This window comes from Photobacterium arenosum (assembly GCF_014841115.1).
Lineage (GTDB): Bacteria > Pseudomonadota > Gammaproteobacteria > Enterobacterales > Vibrionaceae > Photobacterium > Photobacterium arenosum.
The window spans coordinates 59,867-85,491 of record NZ_JACYTP010000003.1 but is presented as its reverse complement, the minus strand read 5'-3'; the positions used below and the strand labels follow the sequence as shown (position 1 = coordinate 85,491).

Genomic DNA, 25,625 nt, shown 5'->3' with positions numbered 1-25,625 from the left:
TTTGCCAGCATTTATAGGTGAACTATTCATCTTTCGGCCAGGATTGTAATAAAAATCCGAAACTTTTTTGATTAAAGACAATTTGAGGTCTGTTTTTGCTTGCAGACCAGCGTTAGATTATGTAATTTTACTACCAGTTATCTTTCATTAGAAATTAAGTTGTGGAGCAACATAATGACTATCAAAGTAGGTATTAACGGTTTTGGCCGCATCGGTCGTTTCGTTTTCCGTGCTTCTGTAGAACGTGATGATATTGAAGTTGTCGGTATCAACGACCTGATCGACGTCGAGTACATGGCTTACATGCTGAAGTACGATTCAACTCACGGCCGTTTCAAAGGCACAGTTGAAGTTAAAGACGGTAACCTGATCGTTAACGGCAAGACTGTACGTGTTACCGCCGAACGCGATCCAGCAAGCCTGAACTGGGGTGCAATCGGTGTTGATGTTGTTGCAGAAGCAACGGGTATCTTCCTGACTGACGAGACTGCACGTAAGCACATCGAAGCGGGTGCAAAGAAAGTGGTTCTGACTGGTCCGTCTAAAGACGACACTCCTATGTTCGTAATGGGTGTGAACCACGAAACTTACCAGGGTCAGGAAATCGTTTCTAACGCGTCTTGTACTACTAACTGTCTGGCACCTATCGCTAAGGTTCTGAACGACAAGTGGGGCATCAAAGACGGTCTGATGACGACTGTTCACGCAACAACTGCTACTCAGAAAACTGTTGACGGTCCTTCTGCGAAAGACTGGCGCGGTGGCCGTGGTGCTTCTCAGAACATCATCCCATCTTCAACTGGTGCGGCTAAAGCTGTAGGTAAAGTCATTCCTGAGCTGAACGGCAAACTGACTGGTATGGCATTCCGCGTTCCAACAGCAGACGTTTCTGTTGTTGACCTGACTGTAAACCTGGAAAAACCTGCTACATACGAAGAAATTAAAGCTGAAATGAAGCGTGCTTCTGAAGCTGAGATGTCTGGCGTACTGGGTTACACAGAAGATGCCGTTGTTTCTCAGGATTTCATCGGTGAAGTACGTACTTCTGTATTCGACGCTGACGCAGGTATCGCTCTGACCGATACTTTCGTTAAGGTTGTTTCCTGGTATGACAACGAGATCGGTTACTCTAATAAAGTACTGGATCTGGTTGCTCACATCTCTAAGTAATACTTAGACGATGATTGAAAAGGCGGCTGATGGCCGCCTTTTTGCTATCTGTCATCCCGGATAGAGTCTCGACGGGCAGAAGTGTCGCCCGCTACCTTCATTGGCTTTTAAAGGAATCACTATGGACTTACGTCAACTCTCGACTTCAACAGTGCTTTCAGAACATATCAGCCTGTGCCGTCTTGATGGTGTGGATATCATTCGAATTCTTCACCCTGAATGCCAGGCAGCTATCTCATTATTTGGTGGTCATCTCTTAAGTTTCCAGCCTCAGGGACACGAAGATCTGATCTGGATGAGTGAAGCCGCCGACTTCTCGGGTAAGTCAGCTCTTCGTGGCGGCATTCCAGTTTGCTGGCCATGGTTCGGTAAAGTGGCCAGTCCATCGCACGGTTTTGCGCGTTCCAGTGTGTGGGAGCTGGAAAGTTTCAACGATCAGCAAAGCCATGTCACTGTCACGCTCACGCTGCATGACTCCCCCAAGTCCCGGGCTATATGGCCCTACCGCTTCCACAACCGGCTCCACTTTGAGTTCGATAAAACCCTCAAAGTCCAACTGACCAGCACCAATACCGACCAACGTCCGTGGCTTATGTCCGGCGCGCTTCATACCTATCTGGCCGTTGGAGACATAATGCAAACGAAATTGTCCGGATTGGGTAATGAATACCTCGACGGTCTGGCCGATCAGCAACGGCTTCCGACCAATGGTGTTTTACAATTCGATGACGCCGTAGACAGAGTTTACTGCCGGGCTGAGGACACGATTTATCTGGAAGATCCTGCCCTGTTTCGCCGTCTTCGCATGCATAACCATGGCCATGACAGCGCCGTGGTCTGGAACCCATGGCAGTCCGGTGCAGCAGGCATGGCTGACATGACACCGGATGGTTACACCACTATGCTGTGTGTGGAATCAGCACTGGCGGGTCAGGGTATTGTGCTGGAACCCGGGCAATCGCACAATCTCAGTACAGAAATCTGCGTCGAGTAACTGCCAGGCTCAGGAAAACCTGAGCCTGCCTTACCCCTGACTTCAACCTCTGATCTCAGGCCTGCATGGTAATATCCGCTTCAATCAGCACCCAGCCGTTACCATCCGGATCATTGAAAGTCGCGAAACGCCCTCCCATTAAGGTCACAATTTCTGACAGACTGACCCCCCGGTTGGTGAGCTCATCGTATGTCGAGGTAATATCATCAGTATGCACCACCAACCCCTGAACAGAACCTGCCCGCATTCCCCCAAATGGCATAACCAGACTAATGGTCGTCTCTGCGCCCTTAGGTGCCAGCTGTATCCAACGTTTATGGCTATCTGCCTTGTGATCCCTGATCAACTCAAATCCCAGTGCATCCCGGTAAAATAAAAGAGCCTGGCTTTGGTCCGATACAGGAATCGACACAGTATCAACCCGCGAAATCGGCATGTATCTCCTCCCCCTCAAGCTACACTTTTCTAGCTTAAATCAGAGCTGTTGATTTAGCTCAAAAAATAAGCAAGCAGTTTGATGGTGTACTCCGCCTCTGAGCCGATTTCCCAATGCTGAGACATCGCAGATAGCTGGCTGCCTTCGGTGCCTACCCCTAAAAAACCATCTTCCGCTGACTTTCCCATTACCCGCATCATTTAACGCCAACCCGCACAGCCGAAACCAGATTTCGCACCAGTTCCTACCGTTTGCCCGCTTCAACTCACTTTCCTGAAATAATGCGACTTCAGGCTGGATCTCGGCCCAGGTAAAGTGGCGTTTTTTTGAACAAGATGGCTTGCAGATCCCTGTTGATAGGAGGATAGTACCTCTATGGTAGGTTGTTTTTTGCCCACTATAGTCTGATGTGTCAGCTAAATTTTTCAGCAAAACCAACCACTCACTAAAGCAAATTAATTAGTTAGGTCTAGTCTTAGTTATGAGGGATGTGAAAGATTATTGATTTCGTCCTTTCTAAATGATTGAAGAACGATTCAGGGGGCATACCATGAGTATTTTTGACCACTATCGTCATCGCTATGAAGAAGCCAAGGATGAAGAGCTTTCATTGCAAGAATTCCTTGAGATTTGCCGTAACGATCGCAGTGCTTACGTAAACGCCGCAGAACGTCTTCTGATGGCCATTGGTGAACCGGAAATGGTAGATACCGCGAAAGACCCACGTCTGAGCCGGATATTTTCCAACCGCGTCATGTCACGCTATCCAACGTTTGAAGACTTCTATGGTATGGAAGAGGCCATTGAACAAATTGTTTCTTACCTGAAACATGCCGCTCAGGGCCTGGAAGAACGTAAACAAATCCTCTATCTGCTGGGTCCGGTAGGTGGCGGTAAATCCTCACTGGCTGAAAAGTTAAAAAGTCTGATGCAAAAAGTGCCCATTTATGTGCTGACTGCTAACGGTGAACGCAGTCCGGTAAATGACCACCCATTCTGCCTGTTCGACCCGCTTGAAGACGGCGAAATTCTGAACAAAGAATTTGGCATCCCTCATCGCTATCTGAATAACATTATGTCGCCATGGGCAGCGAAACGCTTGAAAGAATTCGGTGGAGATATCACCAAATTCAAAGTGGTGAAAGTGCGTCCATCCATTCTGCATCAGGTAGGTATCGCGAAAACAGAGCCTGGTGATGAGAACAATCAGGATATTTCATCTTTGGTCGGTAAAGTGGATATCCGTCAGCTTGAGCATTTTGCCCAGGATGACCCGGATGCCTACAGCTACTCAGGTGCGCTGTGTAAAGCCAATCAGGGCATGATGGAATTCGTGGAGATGTTCAAAGCACCGCTGAAAGTGCTGCACCCACTGCTGACCGCCACCCAGGAAGGTAACTATAACGGTACAGAAGGTCTGTCCGCCCTGCCTTTCGATGGCATTATTCTGGCTCACTCCAACGAATCAGAATGGCAGACATTCCGGAACAACAAAAATAATGAGGCGTTTCTCGATCGTGTTTACATAGTGAAAGTGCCTTATTGTCTGCGTGTGTCGGAAGAAATCAAGATTTACGAAAAACTACTGATGAACAGTGAACTGGCTAACTCGCCATGTTCTCCGAGTACGCTGGATATCCTGGCCCGCTTCTCAGTGCTGTCGCGCCTGAAAGAGCCGGAGAACTCAAGCATGTACTCAAAAATGCGGGTGTATGACGGTGAAACCCTCAAAGACACGGATCCAAAAGCCAAGTCTTATCAGGAATACCGCGATTACGCCGGTGTGGATGAAGGCATGGCTGGTCTGTCGACCCGCTTCGCGTTCAAAATCCTGTCTCGGGTGTTCAACTTCGATCACTCTGAAGTCGCCGCGAACCCGGTTCACCTGTTCTATGTTCTGGAACAACAGATTGAGCGTGAACAGTTCCCGCAGGAAAATGCCGAGAAATACCTGGAGCACCTGAAAGGCTACCTGATTCCCAAATATGTCGAATTCATCGGCAAGGAAATTCAGACCGCTTATCTGGAGTCCTATTCTGAGTACGGCCAGAACATTTTCGACCGTTATGTCAGTTATGCGGACTTCTGGATTCAGGATCAGGAATACCGCGATCCGGAAACAGGACAGCTGTTCGACCGCGCTGCATTGAACAACGAGCTTGAAAAAATCGAGAAGCCTGCCGGTATCAGTAATCCGAAAGACTTCCGTAACGAGATCGTCAACTTTGTATTGCGTGCACGTGCCAGCAATGCCGGTAAGAATCCGAACTGGACCAGCTACGAGAAACTGCGCACGGTTATTGAGAAGAAAATGTTCTCAAATACCGAAGAGTTGCTGCCTGTCATCTCGTTCAATGCCAAAACCTCTACGGAGGAGCAGAAGAAGCACGACGATTTTGTCGCCCGTATGATGGAAAAAGGCTATACCCGCAAGCAAGTACGTCTGTTGTCTGAATGGTATCTGCGCGTACGTAAATCATCGTAATTGATGGATGATGATCAAGGGGGAGAGCTTATGGCGCACTTTATCGACCGCAGGCTCAACGGCAAAAATAAGAGCACAGTGAACCGGCAGCGTTTTTTACGCCGGCACAAGCAACAGATCAAAGATTCTATTGCTGATGCCGTCAATAAACGCTCCATCACTGACGTGGAAAGCGGAGAGAGCATTACTATCCCTTCCCGCGACATACGTGAACCCTCGTTCCATCAGGGACGAGGTGGGCAGCGAGAAATCGTCCACCCTGGTAACGATCAGTTCAGCCCTGGTGACCGCATTGAGCGGCCCCAGGGAGGAGCCGGTTCCGGTGGGGCCGGCGAAGGTCAGGCCAGCCCTGATGGCGAGGGACAGGATGACTTTGTCTTTCAAATCTCTAAAGACGAGTATCTGGATCTGTTGTTTGAAGATCTCGAACTCCCTAATCTGAAGAAAAATCAGTTCAACAAACTTGTTGAGTGGAAAACCTTCCGCTCAGGGTTTAAATCTACCGGGGTACCGGCCAATATTGCTATTGTCAGGTCCCTGCGGAATTCACTTGCCCGTCGTACCGCAATGACGGCAGCAAAACGTCGCCAGTTACGAGAGCTGGAACTTGAACTCGACAGATTACAAAGCACAGAACCGGCACAGCCGTTTGATGAACAACGTGTGAAAGAAGAAATACAGACACTGCGTGATCGCATCAGCAAAGTGCCATTTATCGATACCTTTGACCTGAGATACAAAAACTACGAACGTCGCCCTATGCCCAGTAGTCAGGCAGTGATGTTCTGTCTGATGGACGTATCAGGTTCCATGGATCAGGCGACCAAGGATATGGCGAAACGCTTCTATATCCTGCTTTACCTGTTCCTGACACGAACCTACAAAAATGTGGAGGTGGTTTTTATCCGCCACCATACACAGGCTAAAGAAGTAGACGAACACGAGTTTTTCTATTCCCAGGAAACCGGGGGCACCATAGTATCCAGCGCATTGCGGCTGATGGATGAAATCATTAAGAAGCGGTACTCCCCTTCAGAATGGAACATCTATGCCGCGCAGGCTTCAGATGGCGACAACTGGGCGGATGATTCCCCTGGCTGCCGTGAGTTGCTCGACAAGCATATTCTGCCGGTTTCGCGTTATTACTCATACATTGAGATCACCCGTCGGGCTCATCAAACACTGTGGCGTGAATATGAGTCCCTGTTAGGCAATCATGAAAATTTTGCCATGCAGAACATTCGCAGCGTAGAAGACATCTTCCCGGTATTCCGAGAACTGTTCAAAAAACAAGTCCATTAATCCTAAGGTGCAGGGCGACTTAAAAACTCGCCCATCTGCAATCTACACTTAAGGGACAGCGCTGATTATTGGCCGACGCGCATCAGGGGAGTGGGTTATGGAAACAGAGATCAAACAAAAGGCACTCAGTGATGGTCCGGACTGGACATTTGAACTGCTTGATCAATACCACATGGAAATCAAGCGGGTGGCCAACCATTACCGGTTAGACGCCTACCCTAACCAGATCGAGATCATTACTGCCGAACAAATGATGGATGCCTATTCCAGCATCGGCATGCCGATTAACTACAATCACTGGTCATTCGGAAAGCGCTTTATTGAAACGGAGCGTGGTTACAAGCATGGTCAGATGGGGCTGGCGTATGAAATAGTGATCAACTCAGATCCCTGTATCGCCTACCTGATGGAAGAGAATACTATCACCATGCAGGCCCTGGTCATGGCCCATGCCAGCTATGGCCATAATTCATTCTTTAAAGGCAACTACCTGTTCAAAACCTGGACGGATGCCAGCTCAATTATTGATTACCTGCTGTTTGCTAAGAAATACATCTCTGAATGTGAGGAAAAATACGGTGATGTGGAGGTTGAAAAACTGCTCGACTCCTGTCATGCACTGATGAACTACGGCGTTGATCGTTACAAGCGCCCGCAAAAAATCTCGCTGGTTGAAGAAACCGCCCGTCAGAAAGCACGGGAAGACTACCTGCAAACGCAAGTAAATGCTCTGTGGCGCACTATTCCGGCGCAAGCGGAAAAGGATCTCCATAATGAAGAAATCCGTTTTCCTGCTGATCCACAGGAGAACATTCTGTACTTCATTGAAAAACATGCCCCGCTTCTTGAGCCCTGGCAGAGAGAAATCGTGCGGATTGTGCGCAAGATCAGCCAATATTTTTATCCTCAGAAACAGACCCAGGTCATGAATGAAGGCTGGGCGACGTTCTGGCACTACACCATTCTGAACCACCTCTATGATGAAGGGCTGGTAACTGATCGCTTTATGCTTGAGTTCCTGCACAGCCACACCAATGTAGTTGCACAGCCAACCTACAACAGTCCGTACTATAGCGGCATCAACCCCTATGCCCTCGGGTTTGCCATGTTCCAGGACATACGCCGGATCTGTGAACATCCCACCGAGGAAGATAAGTACTGGTTTCCTGACTTTGCCGGTAAAGACTGGCTGGATACTGTGCATTTTGCAATGGAGAACTTTAAGGACGAGAGTTTCATCAGCCAGTTTTTATCACCCAAACTGATCCGTGATTTTAAATTCTTTGCCGTTGATGACGATGACAGAAACAACTATGTGGAAGTCAATGCTATTCACAATGAAGAAGGGTACAGAGCCATTCGGGAAAAACTGTCGTCACAGTACAATCTGAGCAACAACGAGCCGAACTTACAAGTATGGAACGTGGCATTACGTGGCGACAGGTCGCTCACACTAAGGTACGTGCCGCATAACCGGATACCTTTGTCAGACAGCTATAACGAGGTGCTGAAACACCTTCACCGTCTGTGGGGATTTGATGTCATTCTCGAAGAAGAGTTGAGCGATGGCAGAAGTCATATTCTGTCGACCTGCCCTAACAGAAGCAGCAGTTACTCTTCAGAGCTCTGAATTAAAATCTTGCGCAAAAAAAGAGAGGCATTACGCCTCTCTTTTTCATTCACACGGTGATAAGCAGCAGATTACTGCTCTTCTTCGTGCAGATAACGTGCAATTTCGATACGGTGACTGTACCAGATAGCTCCGCTGTCGCGACCGTATTTTCGAATACGATCTGCTACCAGCTCTGACTGATGATTATCACAATATGACTTCAGATCACGATAATATGCCAACGCCAGCTCACACGCTTCACGGTTCATGAAGTAATACCCACCCACTCGGGTGTAAATCTTACGCAGACCGTTGATTGTCAGAACATACAGGATGTTACCTGAGTGGGTAGCCATTCCCTGAAACATGCGGTAATCAAAATAATTGAAGGCACGGGCACGGCAAATCTGCTCACACAGCTCCGGCTGTTCCTTACCATATTTATCCACAATTTTTCTGACTTCCAGCAGCAGCTCAGGCTTTACCTCACAGCTTTCCACGAAAGACTCGAAGCTGCTCGCAGCCAGAAGAGATTCGCAGGAATGGATAACATAATCCAGCAACTGGCTGACTTTTTCGCTGTTAGATTTCACCGCATAGCGCATGTAAACGGTGCTGATATCGGTACGGGCAGCCAGCAAATCTTCCAGAACGCGCTGAACATCCTGGCCATCCAGTGTAATAAGGGTATCCAGGATACTCAGTCCTGAAGTATCCATATAATTATTTACCCGGGTTGGCTTACCGTGTTGAATGGTCAGCCATCCATCACGTGCCAAACGCTGCAGCACTTCCCGTAAAGTTGTACGTGTCACACCAATCAGCTCTGATAATTCACGCTCTGCAGGTAAGATTGAGCCCTGCGGAAAATGATTATTCCAGATACTCTCAATGATGTATTTCTCAGCAAATGTTGCTGGGCTATCAGCCTTTATAACCATCAGTTAGTATTCCAAACTTGCTTCTTGCTTATCTTTTATAAACTCATCATACCACTAGTTATCGCTGAGTAGAAACCTTGCCTCCGGGAGTTTTGAAGTAAGTTAACAAAGGTGCAATATCCTGCAATCAAACCCTCATCCCAACTTATTGTTCTGGCAGATTTATTTCTAACCATTTCTGGTACAATCTCTAAGTCGTAGTCCATGGTTTGGATTTACACTCTATTTTTGTGTTACGAAATATTAACACCTTAACAAACAATTCATACAATCGGTTAAAATTGCGACCCGTAAATAAGGGGAGTCAGCAATGACAATTCCCCGGAAAGGAAGCGATTTGTCATCAAAATATCAGGGCTTTCAATGACTCGGAAACATTCTGGGCCAGGGCTGAGGTACGCCTGCTGTTTTGTTAACGCCCATAAATAACACAGAGATCAAAAAAATGGCTATCACGCTAGGGAACGCGTTTATTAAGAACTTTCTGGGTAAAGCGCCCGACTGGTATAAACTCACGATCATTGCCTTCTTGGTGATCAACCCCATCGTTTTTTTCTTCATCGACCCTTTTGTCGCTGGCTGGCTACTGGTTGTTGAGTTTATCTTCACTCTGGCAATGGCACTGAAATGCTACCCGCTCCAGCCTGGTGGTCTGCTGGCCATTGAGGCTGTCGCCATCGGCATGACGACACCTGAACTGGTCAAACATGAACTGGTCGCCAATATTGAAGTCTTGCTGCTGCTTATCTTCATGGTGGCGGGTATTTACTTTATGAAGCAGCTGCTGCTGTTCATTTTCACCAAGATATTGATAGGCATCCGCTCAAAAATTCTGCTGTCACTGTCTTTCTGTGTCATGGCAGCCTTCCTGTCGGCATTTTTGGATGCCCTGACTGTGATTGCCGTTGTGATCAGTGTGACCACAGGTTTCTACAGCATCTACCATAAAGTCGCCTCCGGTCAGGAGCCACATGCGTCTCACGACCACACTTCCGACCATGCCATTCAAGAACTGAGCCGCGATGATCTGGAAAACTACCGGGCCTTCCTGCGTAGCCTGCTGATGCATGCTGGTGTGGGTACCGCTCTGGGTGGTGTCATGACCATGGTCGGTGAACCGCAAAACCTGATCATTGCCAATCAGGCGGGCTGGCAGTTTGGCGAATTCTTCCTGCGTATGGCGCCTGTAACCGTGCCGGTTTTCTTTTGCGGCCTCATCACTTGTGCTCTGGTCGAAAAGTTTGGTTTGTGCGGCTACGGCGCCAAGCTTCCTGAAAACGTACGCAACATTCTGATCGACTACGATAACGAAGAACGTAAGCGTCGTACCAATCTGGATATCGCTAAACTCTGGATTCAAGTCATCATAGCCGTCTGGCTGATTGCCGGTCTGGCCCTGCATTTGGCTGCTGTCGGCTTGATTGGTCTGACCGTGATCATCCTGGCTACTGCATTTACCGGTATCATTGAAGAGCACTCTTTGGGTAAAGCCTTTGAAGAAGCTCTGCCATTCACCGCTCTGCTGGCCGTTTTCTTTTCAGTCGTGGCAGTGATCATTGAGCAAAAACTGTTCAGCCCTATTATTACTGCCGTACTGGAAATGGATGGCAGTGCGCAAATGGGGATGTTCTACATTGCCAACGGGCTGTTATCCATGGTGTCGGATAACGTTTTTGTCGGTACTGTCTATATCAATGAAGTGAAATCAGCGCTGATCGACGGCATGATTGACCGCGAACGCTTCGACATGTTGGCCGTAGCCATCAACACAGGCACCAACCTGCCATCGGTCGCGACGCCAAACGGTCAGGCTGCTTTCCTGTTTGCACTGACATCGGCATTGGCACCGTTGATCCGACTGTCATACGGACGCATGGTCTATATGGCACTGCCATATACACTGGTCTTGTCTCTGGTTGGTCTCGCAGGTATTGAGCTGACGCTGCTCCCTATGACGGAGTGGTTCTATCAAAACGGTTGGTTGTCCGCCGCCAGTGAAGCCATCCCACAATTGGCACCGGTAACTGGACACTAACGGGAATTTCTGGTTCTCTAGGTTGTCATAGCTTAAGCAAAACACTGAGTAACAAGGGGTTGTCGACTTTTGCGTTTACAGCCCCTTGGCTATATCTGACCGAGAGAATTTCATGCAGATGTTAAAAACCTTCAGCCAACGCCGTCTGTCGTGGCTACTGTTGTTAGTTTTCGCCGTCTTCTTCGAAGGCTGCGCCCTGTTTTTCCAGCACGCGATGAATCTGGCGCCCTGCGTCATGTGTATCTATGAGCGCATTGCGATGTTTGGGATTGGTATTGCAGCTCTGGTTGGCCTGATCGCGCCTGAGGTGAGTGTTGTTCGCTGGTCCGGACTGGCGCTATGGGGATACAGCGCCTGGCGTGGTCTGTCTCTGGCACAAGAACATGTCGGCTATCAGTTTAACCCCTCTCCATTTGCTACCTGCGATCTGTTCGTAAAACTGCCTGCCTGGGCACCACTGAATCAATGGGCACCCTGGTTATTCGAAGCTTACGGTGATTGCAGTAAAGTGGTATGGCAATTTCTGGGACAATCCATGCCGCAATGGCTGGTCATCATTTTCGCGGCTAACCTGATTGTCTGGGCTGTCATCGTGCTAGCTCAGTTTGTTAAATCAACCTCAAGCCGATACTGACAACACAGGAGGCACTATGCCTCCTGTGTTCCGTCACTGCTTTCGGCCACAACACTGCTTAAACTTTTTCCCGCTGCCGCACGGACAAGAGTCGTTGCGGCCAACCCCTTTATATGGGTTGATTGACTGCGCAGAGCTTCCCCCTTGCTGTAACTCATCAGCAGCCATTACCACCTCTGAAATCATAAAAGGCAGATTGGCATACAATGCACTGGGTTCTGGCATACCGTCGACGCCGTCATCTGCCATTTGAGTCAGCGTACCAGCCTCATCAAGAATCAGCATACAGGTCGTCAACAAGGCCGACAGCATTCTGCCGGTGCCATCGGGAATGGTTTTATTTTCCCAGTGCACTGCCACATGCGGCCAAACGGCCAGAAAGCCTTCGGCAAAATGCCCCATGGCCTCTGATACCCCCTGCGCTTCCTGCCACTGCATATCCAAAGGAAGACTGTACTCGCCGGATTTTATGGCCAGGTATTGGTGCTCAAAATGGGCCAGTATGCTGGCTCTGTCTTGCTGACTGATGGTCACTGGCTCATCTTCTGCCAGGCCACCGTTAACCAGCGCGGGCAGCCAGTTATCAGGCTCCATTGCAGCAGGGCTTGCATTTGCAGCAAGTAAAGCGCCTTCAATAAAGGCCGGCGGCATGCCTGCCCAGTCATCAGAGAGCGTGATCAATGTGGTCATGGTGTTTTCCTGTTTGTTGTTACCGGCGAGTATAACGCAAACGGAAAAGGCCGCAAATGTGACGATTTGTTGTTGAAATTTCATTCAAAACAACGCCAAAATGGCCTTAACGCTAACGGCTGTGGGTAACAAAGATGCAAAGAGAGGTCAGCGCTATTATTGCAGGAGCTACCGGCCTGGTGGGCAACGAGCTTCTGCACCTGCTGCTCGGTAACGGCACCATGGAAAAGGTATACGCCCTGACCCGTGTCGCATTGCCCTACCGCAGTAAAAACCTGGTGCAGATAGTGCATCCTGAATTACGTATCACAGAATGGGAAGATACCGATCCCGTCCCTGAGCTTGGCTTTATTTGCCTGGGCACCACCAAAAAGTCTGCCGGCAGCAAAGCCGGGCTTGAAGCCGTAGATGTAGAGCTGGTCAAGTCGGTGGCGCGCAGTATGTTACAGCTGGGCGTACAGCACCTTGTTGTCATCTCCAGCCTGGGTGCCACGCCCTACTCCCCTTCCTTCTATCTGCGTTGCAAAGCGAAAATGGAGCAGGCACTGAGTGACTTGGGCTTCAGCCATTGCATCTTCGTACGTCCGGGGCCGCTGAGCGGTGAGCGCTCAGAATCACGGCAAGATGAAGTGCTGTTGCAAAAGGGCTTGGAACTCGCGCAGCCTTTGCTTATCGGCCCGCTTTCGCACCTTGTCCCCATTCCGGCCGAAGACCTTGCCCTCACCATGCTGAATCTGGCAATCAAGGCGTTAGAGCTACCACCCACCTCTGCGGAAATTCACAGCGGCAATGCGCTAAGACGACAGGCTGCAGATACTCAGCGCCCTCAAGCCTGACAGATACTGAGCAAAAGGTGACAAGCCAGCTTAACCACACTACAATCTCGCCTCTTTAACTGAACAGCAGTAATCTGAGGCTATGAGACTGATACTTGGCCCGATGGAAGGTGTGCTTGACCACCTGATGCGGGAAATGCTCACTGAAATCAATGACTACGATCTGTGCGTGACTGAGTTTGTCCGCGTGATCGACCAGCGCCTGCCCAAAAGTGTCTTCTATCGTCTGTGCCCGGAGTTACTGCAAGGTGGAAAAACCCTGTCAGGCACACCTGTTCGTGTTCAGTTACTCGGACAAGATCCGGACTGGATGGCCGAAAACGCCCATCTTGCGGCTTCGCTGGGCTCTCCCGGTATCGATATCAACTTTGGCTGCCCGGCAAAGTCAGTCAATAAAAGCCGGGGAGGTGCGGTATTACTGCAAGAACCCGAGCTGATGTATCAGATCGTCAAAGCCGTCCGTGATGCGGTTGACCCGCGAGTGCCAGTCTCGGCCAAAGTCCGTTTAGGCTGGGATGATCCGGGTCACTGCTTTGAGATCACCGATGCGGTTTCGCAGGCCAAAGCGGATGAAATCACCATTCATGCCCGCACCAAAACCGATGGCTATAAAGCCGAGGCGATAAAATGGGATTACATACGTCAGGTAAAACAGACAGCACAGCTTTCAATCGTAGCGAACGGTGAAGTCTGGAACCATGCCGACGGGCAAGAGTGTATGAAAGCCACGCAAGCCGATGCTCTGATGGTGTGTCGCGGCGCGCTCAACCTGCCTAACCTGGGCAATGTAGTCAAATATAATCACCCCCACATGGTATGGGAGACGGTGCTGGATCTGCTGCTGAAATATTCCGGTTACGAAATCAAAGGGGATAAAGGCTTGTATTACCCAAACCGTGTCAAACAGTGGTTTGCTTACCTTCGCCACGAATACCCGCAAGCCAAAGCTCTGTTTGCTGATGTCCGCCGCCATAATAAGGCCGCTCCTATTGTCGAAGTGCTGCAATCTGCAAAAACGCAATTGTTACGGCAAGCCAGCTAGTTGCAGTGCAACTGACACAAAAACGTCATAAACAACACTTAGGCTTGAAACATGGAGAGCCTTGAATAAGTGGACTTAGAATGAAAGTGTTGTTTATCAGCCGTCACAATACTTGCCGAAGTATCCTTGCGGAAGCTGTCGCCAAACGTTTTTTACCTGCTCATTTTCACATCGCCAGTGCAGGCTCTGACCCAAAAGGTGAGTTGCCTGCATTCATACAAACTTACCTCAGCGCAATGGGCCTGAATCCGGCTGATTACCGAAGCAAGTCCTGGGAAGAGTTTTCACGGTTCCATCCTGATATTGTGATTTCTGTCGGCGATAGCCAGCATGGCGAACCTTGTCCGAACTGGCTGGCCGACGGCATACGGGTGAACTGGGATTTACCCAATCCCTTGACGCTCAGCCAAGACCCGGATGAGCAGGAAAAGGCCTGTGAACAAACCGCACTGCTGCTGAAACATCACGTCGATACGCTGAGTACACTGCCGATAGATAGCCTCAGTGCGGAAGAGATAAAGACAAAGCTCAGCCAAACCGCCTTGTAGCGCGTCGAATGTCATTTCATCCAGCTTAGTCGGCGTCAGACTGCGGGCAACGGACACTAGCGATTCGGGTGATTTAAAATGTGGTCCTCCCAGTCGATAACATCAATTTCGTACACGACTGTATCGCGGACCGACTGATTTGCCGCATGCATGGCGTCTTTGGAGCCGGTAATTAACGGGTGCCATTCCGGCAAGGGCTGACCTTCGGCCAGCAGGCGATAGGCGCAGGTGTCCGGCAACCAGCTAAACTCATCAATGCGCTCACGGGTAAGCTTGAGGCACTCTTCGCCCGATTCAAACCGGTTGGCATAGTCTTTACATGAACAGGTTTGGTCATCAAGTAAACTGCAGGCAACATTAGTGTAATAAACTTCATCGGTATCATCGTCGATAAGTTTATGCAGACAGCATTTACCGCAGCCGTCACACAGCGATTCCCACTCTGTATCTGTCATTGCTGTCAGGTCTTTCTCTTGCCAAAATGCTGCCATCACTGTGCCCCAATATCATGCGTTATTCGCCCTCTTATTGTAGGGATAAGAGGAAACAAGGCGGTGTTATAGCTGTCTGCCCGGCAAAGTGCAAGCCTCAGTCCGGATTTCCTTTCTTTGGCAGGCACACAACAGCCGCAAAGGTTGATTCCCGATACTATGGGTGATAATTTGCGCCACCAGCGTGAACGGCCAGTGATACTGGCCGGAATCACGAACGTGTCCACGAACGTGTTCACGAAGTGTCACTGTTGAATAAGACTGCCAGATAAGTATAGAAGGTTGGAATGGATTGTCGTTTAGGCTGCGGAGCCTGTTGTATTGCCCCGAGTATTTCTTCCCCCATTCCGGGTATGCCTGATGGCAAACCTGCCGGGGTGCGCTGTATTCAGCTAAACGACAATAATCTGTGCAAGCTTTTTGGCAAGCCGGAAAGACCGGCAGTATGTCATCACTTCAAACCCTGTCCGGACCTCTGCGGCACCACCAATCAGCAAGCGCTGTTCAACCTGACAGAGCTGGAGCAGATCTCAGACGTTCACTTTGCCGGATAATATTCGCAAGGCTGATTTGGCATGCTCTAATGCCTGATGGCCCGAGCTGGTCAGATAGCCGCCATCGGGTTGAGTGACGAGCCCTTTATCATACAAACGCTGTGCGGCAGAGATCATCTCAGAACTCGCGTCATGATTAACCTTGATCCCCTCCATATCACTGTGCATCGGGAACTTAACCAGCAGATTCAATTCTTGTACTAACTCTGGTGTCAGGGGCATAGCGACCTCTCCTCTTAAGAACTTATCTCCAAGCATAGTGAGAGAAACCCAAAGTCGCTGCGGTTTAGATCAAAACAACAGTAATTATCTGAAAAAAAAGAAAACCGCTTACCCCTCTTCGGGATAAGCGGTTTATGAAACGCTGAGTTTCTAAGGGTCTTTATACCCAGTCTGTCAGGCTTGAATACCGACAATCAGCCAAGGTGCATTCGGTGCGCTCAGATCACGCTCCAAATGCCAGATATCAGAGATATCTTCTTCTACCCCTTCATGGCTATCTTTGTAGCGCCCTGCAAACTTCACGCTCAGATGAGCGGTATTGGCATTGTAATCAGCACGAACCAGCTCTGCATCAACGTACATCACTTCAGTGTGCTGCTCGCCATCCAGCTTGTTACGCTCTGCTTTTAAGTCTTCAAACAGTGCCGGGCTGACATACTCACGGATGGTTTCCAGCTCATTGTAATTCCAGGCGCCTTGCAGTGTGCGGTAATGCTCACGAGCACCTTGCAAAAAAGCATTCATGTCAAAGCCAGGAGGCAGATTGAACGGCACATCACTATCGGTTGCGCGATACTCAGGCTGTGCACTCGCCGCACCGGTAAATGCATCCGCTTGCTGACGGTGCTGTGCCTGGGGTGAGTCACCGGCATACGCCTGCTGATGCCCCATTGCCGTCGGCTTGGTTTTGCGCATGCCTTTGAGGAACTTGAAAATCAGAAAAGCGATCAGGCCAAAAATCAGGATATCCATAAACTGAATACCTTCAAATGCCCCACCGAAGAATGCTGCCAGCAGTCCACCGGCAAGTAATCCGCCCAGCAGTCCGCCCATCAAGCCTTTTTTGCCGGCTGATGCCGTTGGGTTCTGTTTACTGATCGTATCTGTTTGCTGCGGTTGCTGTTTTTGCGCCGGAGCTGTTTTAAAGCTCTTGCCCAAAGATTTACTGCCGCCAAACTTTTTCGCTTCTGCGTGCGGAGCAGTGAAAGACACAGCCACCAGTAACGCGAACATGGTTATATAGCGTTTCATCAATCCTTTACCTTTGCCTATAAAATGCAATCCTTATGCATCCTAGCTGGGGGGATGGTAAAGTCAATCAGGTCTGTCGGCCAAATTGTTACCAAATTTAGCAGGATCGCCGAATTTGCTCCCTGTAAACCATTACACTTTTCAACAACAAGCTGACATCACTTCATAGTCAACAATGCGATCTTCTACGGCTAAGCTAATGAAATGGCTTGTTACTTTGTGTACATCCCACCTAGTATTAGGCAAGACCTACTTATCTCAATTCGCATACAGTGAGGCAATCACCATGCATGAAGCGACGCATCAGAACACACACAGTAAACTGATAGGTTATTTGCTTTGGATTTTTGGCTTTACCGGTGCCCACCGCTTTTATTACGGCAAACCTGTGACCGGCACACTGTGGTTCTTCACTCTGGGTCTGTTGGGCATTGGCTGGCTGATCGATCTGTTCCTGATCCCCGGCATGGACAAAGAAGCGGATCTTCGTTTCCAAAGTGGCGAACTGGACTATAACATTGCCTGGTTGCTGCTTACCTTTCTGGGTGTCTTCGGCGTGCACCGTATGTACATGGGAAAATGGATAAGCGGACTCTTGTATTTACTGACGTTTGGCTTTTTCCTGATTGGTGTTTTGATTGATTTCTGGACCCTGAATGAGCAGGTTTCGGTCAAAAATGCCGAACGCCGTTAATACAGGTAACGTTAATACAGGTAAATAGAGACATTCTTGACCCGGAAGTTTTGTTGCCCATAGAATATTGAACATTGTTCTATATTCTATACTTTTTATAGCACACGCAGCCTGTGCTATAAGGCAGCCAGCAAACTGTCCGGCCTTTTATTTGTGCTTAGCGCACCATGTAGGGAAGATCATGGCAAGACGAAACGATCACACGCGGGAAGAGCTCATCAGCATGACACTTGAGCAAGTCAAAAAGTTTCTCAGCGAGCACCCCCATCACGAACTCAGTTTACGTAAAGTGGCCGCAATGATTGGCTATGTGCCCAGCACCTTAGTCAATGTGTTTGGCAACTATAACCTGCTGTTACTCCATGCTGTTGCCCAAACCATGGATGAACTGTTTGCTGAGGCTGAAAAGCAGTTGCAGCAGTCAGAGTCTACAACAGACGCACTGCGCAAACTTGCCTACTGCTATCTCAATTTTGCGGTGGATAATCCTTACCGCTGGCAGCTGATTTTCCAGCACACCATGAATGGCGAGGAACTGCCTGAGTGGCAGAATGAACGCATCAACAACATGATCAACATGCTGGAAAGCCTTATCCGCCAGCTCATCCCCGACCAATCCGAAACCGCGGTGATGGAAGCCAGCCGTGTCTTGTGGGCTGGCGTGCATGGCATTACCCTGCTGACCGTTGACGATAAGCTCTTCACCTCAACGCCCGTTGACGGAAAAGCGCTGATCGACAACCTGCTGGACACTTACCTGAACAATTGGCAGGTATGAAGGAGTCCAGCCAGATGAGTCATTCACAATCCGCTTTACTGACCCAACGCCGTTTTCTCCCTTATTTCATTACCCAGGCGCTGGGTGCGTTTAACGACAACATTTATAAAAATGTTCTGCTAATTCTGATCGCTTTTGCAGCGCCGGGCACTTTGCCATTTGAGTCCGATTTCATTATCAACCTGGCCGCCGGTATCTTTATTTTGCCTTTCTTTTTGTTCTCGGCGTCTGCCGGTGTTCTGGCTGATTCCTATGACAAAGCCAGCATCATGCGAAAAGTGAAAATGGCTGAAATCATCATTATGGCTATGGCGGCTGTGGCTTTTGTGGCAGAAAATTATACCGCCTTACTGCTGCTGTTGTTCCTGATGGGCTCGCAATCGGCTTTCTTTGGCCCGGCCAAGTATGCCTTGTTGCCTCAGCACCTGAAAAAGGAAGAACTGGTTTCCGGCAATGCGTTGGTTGAGACAGGGACATTCCTGGCCATACTGATCGGTACCCTGCTTGCGGGGATCATTGCCGATCAGCAAGCAGCGAGAACCATAGCGGCAGTGGCTGTGGTGTCGTTCGCTGTCTTAGGCTATGCCAGTTCGCGTTATATCCCTGCAGCCAAGCCCTGCGGTGCAGGTCAGCGGTTTCGCTGGCAGCCGATCAGACAAACCCGCAAAACGCTGTCTATTGCAGCAAAAGATAAAGTGGTGTTGCAGTGCGTGCTGGGGATCAGCTGGTTCTGGTTTCTGGGGGCAAGTTATCTGACCCAGTTTCCCAACTTCGCCAAGTTATACCTTGGCGGTAATGCCGCTTCGGTTTCAGTATTGCTGACCTTGTTTTCCATCGGTATCGCTATCGGCTCACTGCTGTGCGACCGCCTGTCTGGCCATCGTATCGAGCCGGGCATCGTTCCGCTGGGCTCACTCGGCATCACCCTGTTTGGTGCAGACCTGATGTTCGCGACCCCTGATATAGCGCCAGTGTCAGACTCACTGTGGGCCTTTCTGACCCAACCGGATCTGATTCGGGTGTTCTTCTCACTGACCATGCTGGGTGTGTCTGGCGGTATCTATATCGTGCCACTGTATGCCATGATGCAAAACCGCGCCGAGCCGTCGGAGCGGGCGCAGGTGATTGCGGCGAACAATATCTGGAATGCCATTTTCATGGTCGTCAGCTCAGTGACAGCGATCGTTTTCCTGTCAGTACTGTCTTTGTCGATACCGCAGTTCTTCCTCTTCCTGGCGGTTCTCAATCTGCTGGTGCTGGGGTATATCTACCTGCAGGCGCCCGATTTTTTCTGGCGATTTATCATTTGGATTGTCAGCCACACCTTGTACCGGGTAAGCCACCAGCAGTTGGAGAACATTCCGAAGCAGGGCGGTGCATTAATTGTCTGCAACCATGTCAGCTATATGGATGCCTTGCTGCTGGCCGGTGCCTGCCCTCGCCCGATACGCTTTATCATGGATGAGGACATATTCAAATTGCCACTCATTAAAGCCTTCTGCAGCGCCTGTAAAGTCATTCCTATTGCCGCAAAAGACAGGCGATCTATTCAAAAAGCTTTTGAGGAAGTGGAATACTATCTGTCTCAAGGCGAATTAGTGTGTATCTTCCCGGAAGGAAAGCTCACTCATGATGGAGAAGTCGGGCCTTTCATGCGAGGTGTGGATCTCATCCTGAAACGCTCCCCTGCGCCTGTCATTCCGATGGCACTGCAAGGTTTGTGGGGCAGTTACTTCAGCCGTGAAGGCGGTAAAGCCTTGCTGAAGTGGCCGAAACGTTTCTGGTCGCGTGTGACTATTGTCGCCGGGACCCCGGTGAATGCGCAATCAGCCAATAGCGCGGCTTTACGTGAGACCGTTATTGCGCTGCGAGGCGAATCTCGCTAATACACTGACAAAACGGATAGTGCGTGGTTTTGCGCTTTCCGTTTTTATCCTGCCTTAAAAATTTATACAGAATAATCCACCAACATATTACTCAATAACAATCATTAAAACCAGCCATTATCCAGTGAAGCCGAGATATCATCGGCCTCACACCTCACAGACCACTTTTCACTCTTTTAGTTTATTATTCTGATAAATATTAAAATTACGCCCCTTCACATAATTTTTTCCTGCAAACCCTTTATCAAAAGGTGGCATTTAGTGTAATTTGTGGGAAATGTTCACTTTTTCGCAGGATGACCACATGCACAACATCGGGATGTCTACCAAGCTCAACAATGTTTGTTATGACATAAGGGGTCCCGTTCTTAAACATGCCAAGCGCATGGAAGAAGAAGGCCACAAAATTCTTAAGCTCAACATTGGCAACCCCGCCCCATTCGGTTTTGATGCTCCGGATGAAATCCTGGTCGACGTGATCCGCAATCTGCCAACCTCACAGGGTTACTGCGATTCAAAAGGCATTTACTCGGCACGTAAAGCCGTAGTGCAGCATTACCAGAGACGCGGCCTGCTGGATTTAGATGTCGAAGACGTATATATCGGCAATGGCGTATCCGAACTGATCGTCATGGCGATGCAGGCACTGCTGGATAACACGGATGAAATTCTGGTTCCTGCACCCGATTACCCGCTGTGGACTGCGGCCATATCCTTGTCTGGCGGCAATCCTGTGCACTATATCTGTGATGAAGAATCAGACTGGTATCCGGACCTTGACGACATTCGCAGTAAAATCACCCCGAAAACGCGCGGGATTGTGTTGATCAACCCGAACAACCCAACCGGTGCTGTCTACAGCCGTGACTTTTTGCTGGAAGTGATTGAAATCGCCCGTCAGCACAAACTGATTATCTTTGCCGACGAAATTTACGACAAAATTCTCTATGACGGCGCCCAGCACACTTCTATCGCACCACTGGCAGAAGACGTGTTCTGTGTCACCTTCAATGGTTTGTCTAAGTCTTACCGTGTCTGTGGCTTCCGCGCTGGCTGGATGTTGCTCTCAGGGCCACGCCACGTTGCCAAACGCTACATCGAAGGCCTGGATATGCTGGCCTCAATGCGTCTGTGTGCCAACGTGCCGATGCAGCATGCAGTACAGACAGCTTTAGGTGGCTACCAGAGCATTAACGAGCTTATCCTGCCTGGTGGTCGCTTGCTAGAGCAGAGAAACAAGGCCTACGACATGATTACGCAAATTCCCGGCGTGTCATGCGTGAAACCTAAAGGTGCCTTGTACTTATTCCCTAAACTGGATCAGAAGAAGTTCAACATTGTCGATGATCAGAAAATGGCACTGGACTTCCTACAGCAAGAGAAAGTACTGATAGTCCACGGCACAGGTTTTAACTGGAAAAAGCCGGATCACTTCCGCATAGTGACATTACCCAGGGTTGATGACCTGGAAATGGCCATCGGTCGTTTGGAGCGATTTCTTCACGGTTACCGCCAATAACTGGTTATTGGCAATAAACCCTTCAGTATGTATCGCAAAGCCCCGGTTCTCGGGGCTTTTGTTGTTTCCTAGGCTGCAAAAAATCTGTTAGGTTTAAATAGCAGTCTGATCAATGTGGAAACATCATGAAAACCAGCCATTTTTTTGCTCATCTCGCTCGTATGAAACTGATTCAGCGCTGGCCGCTTATGCGCTGCGTGGCAACTGAGAATGTCTCAGAACACAGCCTTCAGGTGGCTTTTGTCGCCCACGCTCTGGCATTGATCAAAAACCGCCACTTCGGTGGGCAGCTAAACCCTGAACGTATCGCCCTGCTGGCCATGTTTCATGATGCCAGTGAAGTACTGACAGGCGACATGCCAACACCGATCAAATACTTCAACCCGACTATTGCAGAAGAGTACAAAAAGATTGAACTGGCCGCCGAGCAAAGGCTGCTTTCTATGCTCCCCGACGAGTTTCAGGCCGACTACGCCCCTTTGCTGGTCAGTGATGCCATCGACCAGCAGGACTACCACATAGTCAAGCAGGCCGATACCTTGTGTGCTTACCTGAAATGTCTGGAAGAGCTCAGTGCCGGCAATCACGAATTCACACAGGCCAAGAAACGTCTCGAAGAAACGCTGGAAGAGCGAAAGACACAGGAAATGAGCTATTTCCTGAAAACCTTCGCCACCAGTTTCAACCTAACTTTGGATGAGATCAGTTAATGCCTTTACCCAGTGACCCAAGCACCGCTCTGTGGCAAGCAAGAAAGAGTCAGGAGCACAAGGAAAGACGCGATGATCACCGTACTGCCTATCAGCGTGATCGCGCCAGAATTCTTCACTCTGCGGCCTTTCGCCGCTTACAGGCCAAAACTCAGGTCCATGGCGCCGGTCACCACGACTTTTACCGCACCCGGCTGACCCACTCGCTGGAAGCTTCCCAAATCGGCACCGGCATCGTGGCTCAGCTGAAAATCAAGCAGCCCGAATTTCGCTCGCTCTTGCCCTCAAACAGCCTGATGGAAAGCCTGTGTCTGGCGCATGACATCGGGCATCCGCCGTTTGGCCATGGTGGTGAGGTAGCGCTCAATTATATGATGCGTGATCATGGTGGCTTTGAAGGCAATGCGCAGACTTTCAGAATTGTCACATTACTTGAGCCCTATACCGAAAAGTTTGGTATGAATTTATCACGCCGCACTTTGCTCGGGCTGCTGAAATACCCGGCTTTTATCCGCGATACAAGAGCCACAGAGCAACCCCCTGAAGTCAGCGACTTCCGGCATTTGCGCGCCAAAGACTGGCAGCCCGCCAAGGGAATTTACCGCGACGACAAAGAGACCTTTGAGTGGGTACTGTCTTCTCTTCCAGAGCAAGACAGGGAGCTGTTCGGTATGATGCGCAGCGAGCGGCATTCTCCCACTCAACACCTCAAAACACGCTTTAAGTCTTTAGACTGTTCCATCATGGAACTTGCCGACGACATTGCGTATGGCGTGCACGATTTGGAAGATGCCATCGTCATGGGCATAGTGACACAGAAACAATGGGAAGAGGCTGCAGCCAGCCAGTTACTGCACTGTGGGGAACCCTGGCTGGCTTCTCGGACGGAGTGGCTGAGTCAGCAGTTGTTTGCCGATCACCATCAGCGCAAAGATGCCATTGGTGCTTTGGTGAATGCCCTTATCACAGCGATTGAGATTGGCCCGACAACCGCCGAAAATGCCCCTGCATTCAGCGAACCACTGCTAAAATGGAACGCCTACCTGTCGGCCCCCATGGAAAGCGCCCTGACAGTACTGAAGCAATTTGTCAGCGAGTACGTGGTCCATAAACCGGAAATTCAGCTGCTTGAGTACAAAGGGCAGCAGATCATCATGGAAATGTTCGAGGCTTTCACCTCTGATCCCGAGCGGTTGCTGCCGGCCAGTACACGCGACCGCTGGCGCACAGCCATCCATCATAGTGAAAATGAACAGCGGATCATTGCTGACTATATTGCCGGGATGACAGACGGGTTCGCCCAACGTCTTTATAGCAACCTGTTTCAACCTGCCAGTGAATGGAAAATAGGGCCTATTGTTTAAGGCTGCTTGCCATAATGCCGTTCGAACAGTCCGGGCGGCATCTGACTGATCTGATAATCAATCATCTTTTCAAACGCAGTCACTAATGGCAAAAAACGCCGGCTTTCGCCTTCAAGCTGACTCAGGGCGTGAAAGGCCGCTTCAACGGTTGATAATCCTGATTGTTTGGGTGATTTTCGAATCCGGTAATTCCCCGCGGGTACATCATCAAGGCACACGCACGGCAAGGCTTGCAGGTTAGCTGACAAGCGCCACATTTTATACGCCTTCTTCCATGTACCATCCAAGAGTATTAATGTCGTCAGAGGAAGCGAATTTGATGCAGCCCGACGGGAAAGCGGCACAGCCTGCTCATCCGGATAGAGCACCGCAGCATGGCGATCAGGGTCAGCCAGCAGGCTATTAATTTCCTCATGCCGGCTGAAATCTTCACCTACCCATAAGCGCGCGTTTGGCAGCGATAAGGTCAGAATACGTGCCGTACCGAGCGGCCGGCTGACTTCAGACGGGTGTTGCAATATCCAGAGTTCAGTTCTAGCATCAATTTTTTCAATCCACTGGCAAATGCAGGCATTGCCTGCTTTACCGCAATCTTCACAGTATCGGCTCATTGAGGTGCCCTTGTTATCACGATCTCTGCTCCTGTCTCTGCTGGCAACCTGTCTTTTTTGTGTCGCAGCACAGCTTGCACCACTTCATGCACTGCTTGAATGGCAGCGTCCACTCATTGAAGCCGGGCAATGGTGGCGGATCCTAACAGGAAATTTCACCCACACCAATTGGGCCCATCTCGGCATGAATGTTTCAGGTTTGCTGATAATCAGTTATCTGTTCCGGTTTTACCTGACTGCAGGACGCTTCGGGCTGTTACTAGCCTCGTTAAGCTTGATTGTAGGCCTGTCTCTGTTTCTTACCAAGCTGGACGGTTACGCAGGATTGTCCGGCCTGTTACATGGGATTTTCATTTGGGGAGCCTGTCAGGATATTCGCACACAGCGTGCTGGTGGACGGTTATTGCTGATAGCCGGTATCCTAAAAATCAGCTGGGATTTGTATAGCGGAGGGTCCGCTGAAACTGCGTCCATGATTAAAGCACAGATTGCAGTGGAAGCGCATCTTGCAGGCGCTGTCGGTGGCTTCTTGTTAGCCATGCTGCCACCTGCTTTCAGGTTATCAGCATCACCCGTTAAATAATGCAGGTTGCAAGGGGCGCATTGCACCCCTTACAAGATAGTGGCGTTTCAGTCTTCAGCTCATCAGAGCTGAATGCGATCGCGGTTTTTGTCTACAGTAGAGGCGCCAATGCCTTTGACCTTACTCAGATCCTCGATAGTGGCAAATTTCCCATTCTGCTCCCGGTATTCAATAATGCTCTGAGCTTTATCCGGACCAACGCCTAATAGTAGCTTATCCAGTTCCTCAGCATTGGCACTATTGATATTAATTGTTATTTCAATCCCTTCATGCTTATCGGACGCATCCACCACTCCAGGTAAGACAACGCTCGACGCCAGCAAAATTAATGCAAATGTGTTTTTCATTTTTTCTCCTTGGTGTTAATTCAGCACAAGGATAATCATTTTTAATCACACAATAATGCTCGCCAGAATATGACAAGATAAAAAAACGACGGGCCGCACAAAGCGGCCC

Annotated in this window: 27 protein-coding genes; 18 read left to right on the top strand and 9 right to left on the bottom strand. The window is 49.5% G+C overall.

Features of this window, described 5'->3' with window-relative positions; all coding sequences use genetic code 11:
* Window positions 1-174 precede the first annotated feature (174 nt).
* Together gap and IFO68_RS06300 are read left to right on the top strand one after the other, a co-directional pair.
* Window positions 175-1,170: a type I glyceraldehyde-3-phosphate dehydrogenase gene (gene gap / locus IFO68_RS06305; RefSeq protein WP_027252825.1), complete on the top strand. Its 996-nt coding sequence runs from the start codon at window positions 175-177 to the stop codon at window positions 1,168-1,170.
* Window positions 1,171-1,291: 121 nt separating this feature from the next.
* Window positions 1,292-2,164 carry a D-hexose-6-phosphate mutarotase gene (locus IFO68_RS06300; protein ID WP_192015123.1) on the top strand — a complete coding sequence of 291 codons (873 nt, stop codon included), beginning with the start codon at window positions 1,292-1,294 and terminating at the stop codon, window positions 2,162-2,164.
* Window positions 2,165-2,219: 55 nt separating this feature from the next.
* Here IFO68_RS06300 and IFO68_RS06295 read toward each other — a convergent pair whose 3' ends face one another.
* Window positions 2,220-2,600 (bottom strand): VOC family protein, encoded by a 381-nt coding sequence (locus IFO68_RS06295; RefSeq protein ID WP_027252827.1) that lies wholly within the window; start codon window positions 2,598-2,600, stop codon window positions 2,220-2,222.
* A 53-nt stretch (window positions 2,601-2,653) separates the two neighbouring features.
* Entirely contained in the window at window positions 2,654-2,788 is a 135-nt protein-coding gene (locus IFO68_RS21985; RefSeq protein WP_272872720.1) for a hypothetical protein, read from the bottom strand.
* 362 nt (window positions 2,789-3,150) lie between these two features.
* Here IFO68_RS21985 and IFO68_RS06290 point away from each other — a divergent pair, with 362 nt between their 5' ends.
* The 3 genes from IFO68_RS06290 to IFO68_RS06280 all read left to right on the top strand — a co-directional run bounded on the left by IFO68_RS06290 (window position 3,151) and on the right by IFO68_RS06280 (window position 8,017).
* A complete protein-coding gene (locus IFO68_RS06290) occupies window positions 3,151-5,085 on the top strand; it encodes a PrkA family serine protein kinase (protein ID WP_192015122.1) in 1,935 nt (644 codons plus the stop codon).
* 30 nt (window positions 5,086-5,115) lie between these two features.
* The gene (locus IFO68_RS06285; protein ID WP_192015121.1) at window positions 5,116-6,387 is read left to right on the top strand and encodes a YeaH/YhbH family protein; all 1,272 of its coding nucleotides are present in this window, start codon (window positions 5,116-5,118) and stop codon (window positions 6,385-6,387) included.
* Between the two features lie 97 nt (window positions 6,388-6,484).
* Window positions 6,485-8,017 (top strand): SpoVR family protein, encoded by a 1,533-nt coding sequence (locus IFO68_RS06280; RefSeq protein WP_192015120.1) that lies wholly within the window; start codon window positions 6,485-6,487, stop codon window positions 8,015-8,017.
* Window positions 8,018-8,088: 71 nt separating this feature from the next.
* Here IFO68_RS06280 and fadR read toward each other — a convergent pair whose 3' ends face one another.
* Window positions 8,089-8,940 (bottom strand): fatty acid metabolism transcriptional regulator FadR, encoded by an 852-nt coding sequence (gene fadR, locus IFO68_RS06275; protein ID WP_192015119.1) that lies wholly within the window; start codon window positions 8,938-8,940, stop codon window positions 8,089-8,091.
* Between the two features lie 445 nt (window positions 8,941-9,385).
* Between fadR and nhaB the strand changes: the two genes are divergently transcribed.
* Together nhaB and dsbB are read left to right on the top strand one after the other, a co-directional pair.
* Window positions 9,386-10,975, top strand: a complete 1,590-nt coding sequence (gene nhaB, locus IFO68_RS06270; RefSeq protein WP_192015118.1) for a Na(+)/H(+) antiporter NhaB — start codon at window positions 9,386-9,388, stop codon at window positions 10,973-10,975.
* A gap of 112 nt (window positions 10,976-11,087) precedes the next feature.
* Window positions 11,088-11,609: a disulfide bond formation protein DsbB gene (gene dsbB / locus IFO68_RS06265; RefSeq protein WP_192015117.1), complete on the top strand. Its 522-nt coding sequence runs from the start codon at window positions 11,088-11,090 to the stop codon at window positions 11,607-11,609.
* A 33-nt stretch (window positions 11,610-11,642) separates the two neighbouring features.
* On the opposite strand, the gene IFO68_RS06260 is transcribed toward dsbB, so the two are convergent.
* Window positions 11,643-12,299, bottom strand: a complete 657-nt coding sequence (locus IFO68_RS06260) for an SEC-C metal-binding domain-containing protein (RefSeq protein ID WP_192015116.1) — start codon at window positions 12,297-12,299, stop codon at window positions 11,643-11,645.
* A 134-nt stretch (window positions 12,300-12,433) separates the two neighbouring features.
* Here IFO68_RS06260 and IFO68_RS06255 point away from each other — a divergent pair, with 134 nt between their 5' ends.
* The 3 genes from IFO68_RS06255 (at window position 12,434) to IFO68_RS06245 (ending at window position 14,725) form a co-directional block, all read left to right on the top strand.
* Window positions 12,434-13,135, top strand: a complete 702-nt coding sequence (locus IFO68_RS06255) for an NAD-dependent epimerase/dehydratase family protein (protein ID WP_192015115.1) — start codon at window positions 12,434-12,436, stop codon at window positions 13,133-13,135.
* An 82-nt stretch (window positions 13,136-13,217) separates the two neighbouring features.
* On the top strand, window positions 13,218-14,177 hold the full coding sequence (dusC, locus tag IFO68_RS06250) for a tRNA dihydrouridine(16) synthase DusC (RefSeq protein WP_192015114.1): 960 nt from the start codon (window positions 13,218-13,220) through the stop codon (window positions 14,175-14,177).
* Window positions 14,178-14,257: 80 nt separating this feature from the next.
* Complete coding sequence (locus tag IFO68_RS06245; RefSeq protein ID WP_192015113.1) at window positions 14,258-14,725, top strand: arsenate reductase/protein-tyrosine-phosphatase family protein; 468 nt, start codon at window positions 14,258-14,260, stop codon at window positions 14,723-14,725.
* 56 nt (window positions 14,726-14,781) lie between these two features.
* Here the strand turns inward: IFO68_RS06245 and IFO68_RS06240 are convergent, their stop codons facing one another.
* Window positions 14,782-15,216, bottom strand: coding sequence for a YcgN family cysteine cluster protein (locus IFO68_RS06240; RefSeq protein ID WP_192015112.1), 435 nt, complete (start codon window positions 15,214-15,216; stop codon window positions 14,782-14,784).
* A gap of 287 nt (window positions 15,217-15,503) precedes the next feature.
* Here IFO68_RS06240 and IFO68_RS06235 point away from each other — a divergent pair, with 287 nt between their 5' ends.
* Window positions 15,504-15,770 (top strand): YkgJ family cysteine cluster protein, encoded by a 267-nt coding sequence (locus tag IFO68_RS06235; protein ID WP_027252838.1) that lies wholly within the window; start codon window positions 15,504-15,506, stop codon window positions 15,768-15,770.
* On the opposite strand, the gene IFO68_RS06230 is transcribed toward IFO68_RS06235, so the two are convergent.
* Together IFO68_RS06230 and IFO68_RS06225 are read right to left on the bottom strand one after the other, a co-directional pair.
* Window positions 15,747-15,992: a TIGR02647 family protein gene (locus tag IFO68_RS06230; RefSeq protein WP_192015111.1), complete on the bottom strand. Its 246-nt coding sequence runs from the start codon at window positions 15,990-15,992 to the stop codon at window positions 15,747-15,749. The genes IFO68_RS06235 and IFO68_RS06230 overlap by 24 nt on opposite strands.
* A 174-nt stretch (window positions 15,993-16,166) precedes the next feature.
* The gene (locus tag IFO68_RS06225) at window positions 16,167-17,024 is read right to left on the bottom strand and encodes a Tim44 domain-containing protein (protein ID WP_192015110.1); all 858 of its coding nucleotides are present in this window, start codon (window positions 17,022-17,024) and stop codon (window positions 16,167-16,169) included.
* 286 nt (window positions 17,025-17,310) lie between these two features.
* On the opposite strand from IFO68_RS06225, the gene IFO68_RS06220 reads away from it, so the two are divergent.
* From IFO68_RS06220 to IFO68_RS06195, 6 genes are all read left to right on the top strand, one after another.
* Window positions 17,311-17,718, top strand: coding sequence for an NINE protein (locus IFO68_RS06220; RefSeq protein WP_027252841.1), 408 nt, complete (start codon window positions 17,311-17,313; stop codon window positions 17,716-17,718).
* A gap of 181 nt (window positions 17,719-17,899) precedes the next feature.
* The gene (locus IFO68_RS06215) at window positions 17,900-18,496 is read left to right on the top strand and encodes a TetR/AcrR family transcriptional regulator (protein WP_161446525.1); all 597 of its coding nucleotides are present in this window, start codon (window positions 17,900-17,902) and stop codon (window positions 18,494-18,496) included.
* 14 nt (window positions 18,497-18,510) lie between these two features.
* The gene (locus tag IFO68_RS06210) at window positions 18,511-20,382 is read left to right on the top strand and encodes an MFS transporter (RefSeq protein ID WP_192015109.1); all 1,872 of its coding nucleotides are present in this window, start codon (window positions 18,511-18,513) and stop codon (window positions 20,380-20,382) included.
* 304 nt (window positions 20,383-20,686) lie between these two features.
* Window positions 20,687-21,901: a pyridoxal phosphate-dependent aminotransferase gene (locus tag IFO68_RS06205; protein ID WP_192015108.1), complete on the top strand. Its 1,215-nt coding sequence runs from the start codon at window positions 20,687-20,689 to the stop codon at window positions 21,899-21,901.
* 125 nt (window positions 21,902-22,026) lie between these two features.
* Window positions 22,027-22,611 (top strand): 5'-deoxynucleotidase, encoded by a 585-nt coding sequence (yfbR, locus tag IFO68_RS06200; protein WP_046218758.1) that lies wholly within the window; start codon window positions 22,027-22,029, stop codon window positions 22,609-22,611.
* Window positions 22,611-23,975 carry an anti-phage deoxyguanosine triphosphatase gene (locus IFO68_RS06195; RefSeq protein ID WP_192015107.1) on the top strand — a complete coding sequence of 455 codons (1,365 nt, stop codon included), beginning with the start codon at window positions 22,611-22,613 and terminating at the stop codon, window positions 23,973-23,975. Before yfbR ends, IFO68_RS06195 begins: the two co-directional genes overlap by 1 nt.
* On the opposite strand, the gene IFO68_RS06190 is transcribed toward IFO68_RS06195, so the two are convergent.
* Complete coding sequence (locus IFO68_RS06190; protein ID WP_192015106.1) at window positions 23,972-24,586, bottom strand: tRNA-uridine aminocarboxypropyltransferase; 615 nt, start codon at window positions 24,584-24,586, stop codon at window positions 23,972-23,974. The genes IFO68_RS06195 and IFO68_RS06190 overlap by 4 nt on opposite strands.
* Before the next feature lie 10 nt (window positions 24,587-24,596).
* On the opposite strand from IFO68_RS06190, the gene rrtA reads away from it, so the two are divergent.
* A complete protein-coding gene (rrtA, locus tag IFO68_RS06185; RefSeq protein ID WP_225445091.1) occupies window positions 24,597-25,169 on the top strand; it encodes a rhombosortase in 573 nt (190 codons plus the stop codon).
* Between the two features lie 62 nt (window positions 25,170-25,231).
* Here the strand turns inward: rrtA and IFO68_RS06180 are convergent, their stop codons facing one another.
* Window positions 25,232-25,516 carry a ComEA family DNA-binding protein gene (locus tag IFO68_RS06180; protein WP_027252848.1) on the bottom strand — a complete coding sequence of 95 codons (285 nt, stop codon included), beginning with the start codon at window positions 25,514-25,516 and terminating at the stop codon, window positions 25,232-25,234.
* Window positions 25,517-25,625: the final 109 nt, after the last annotated feature.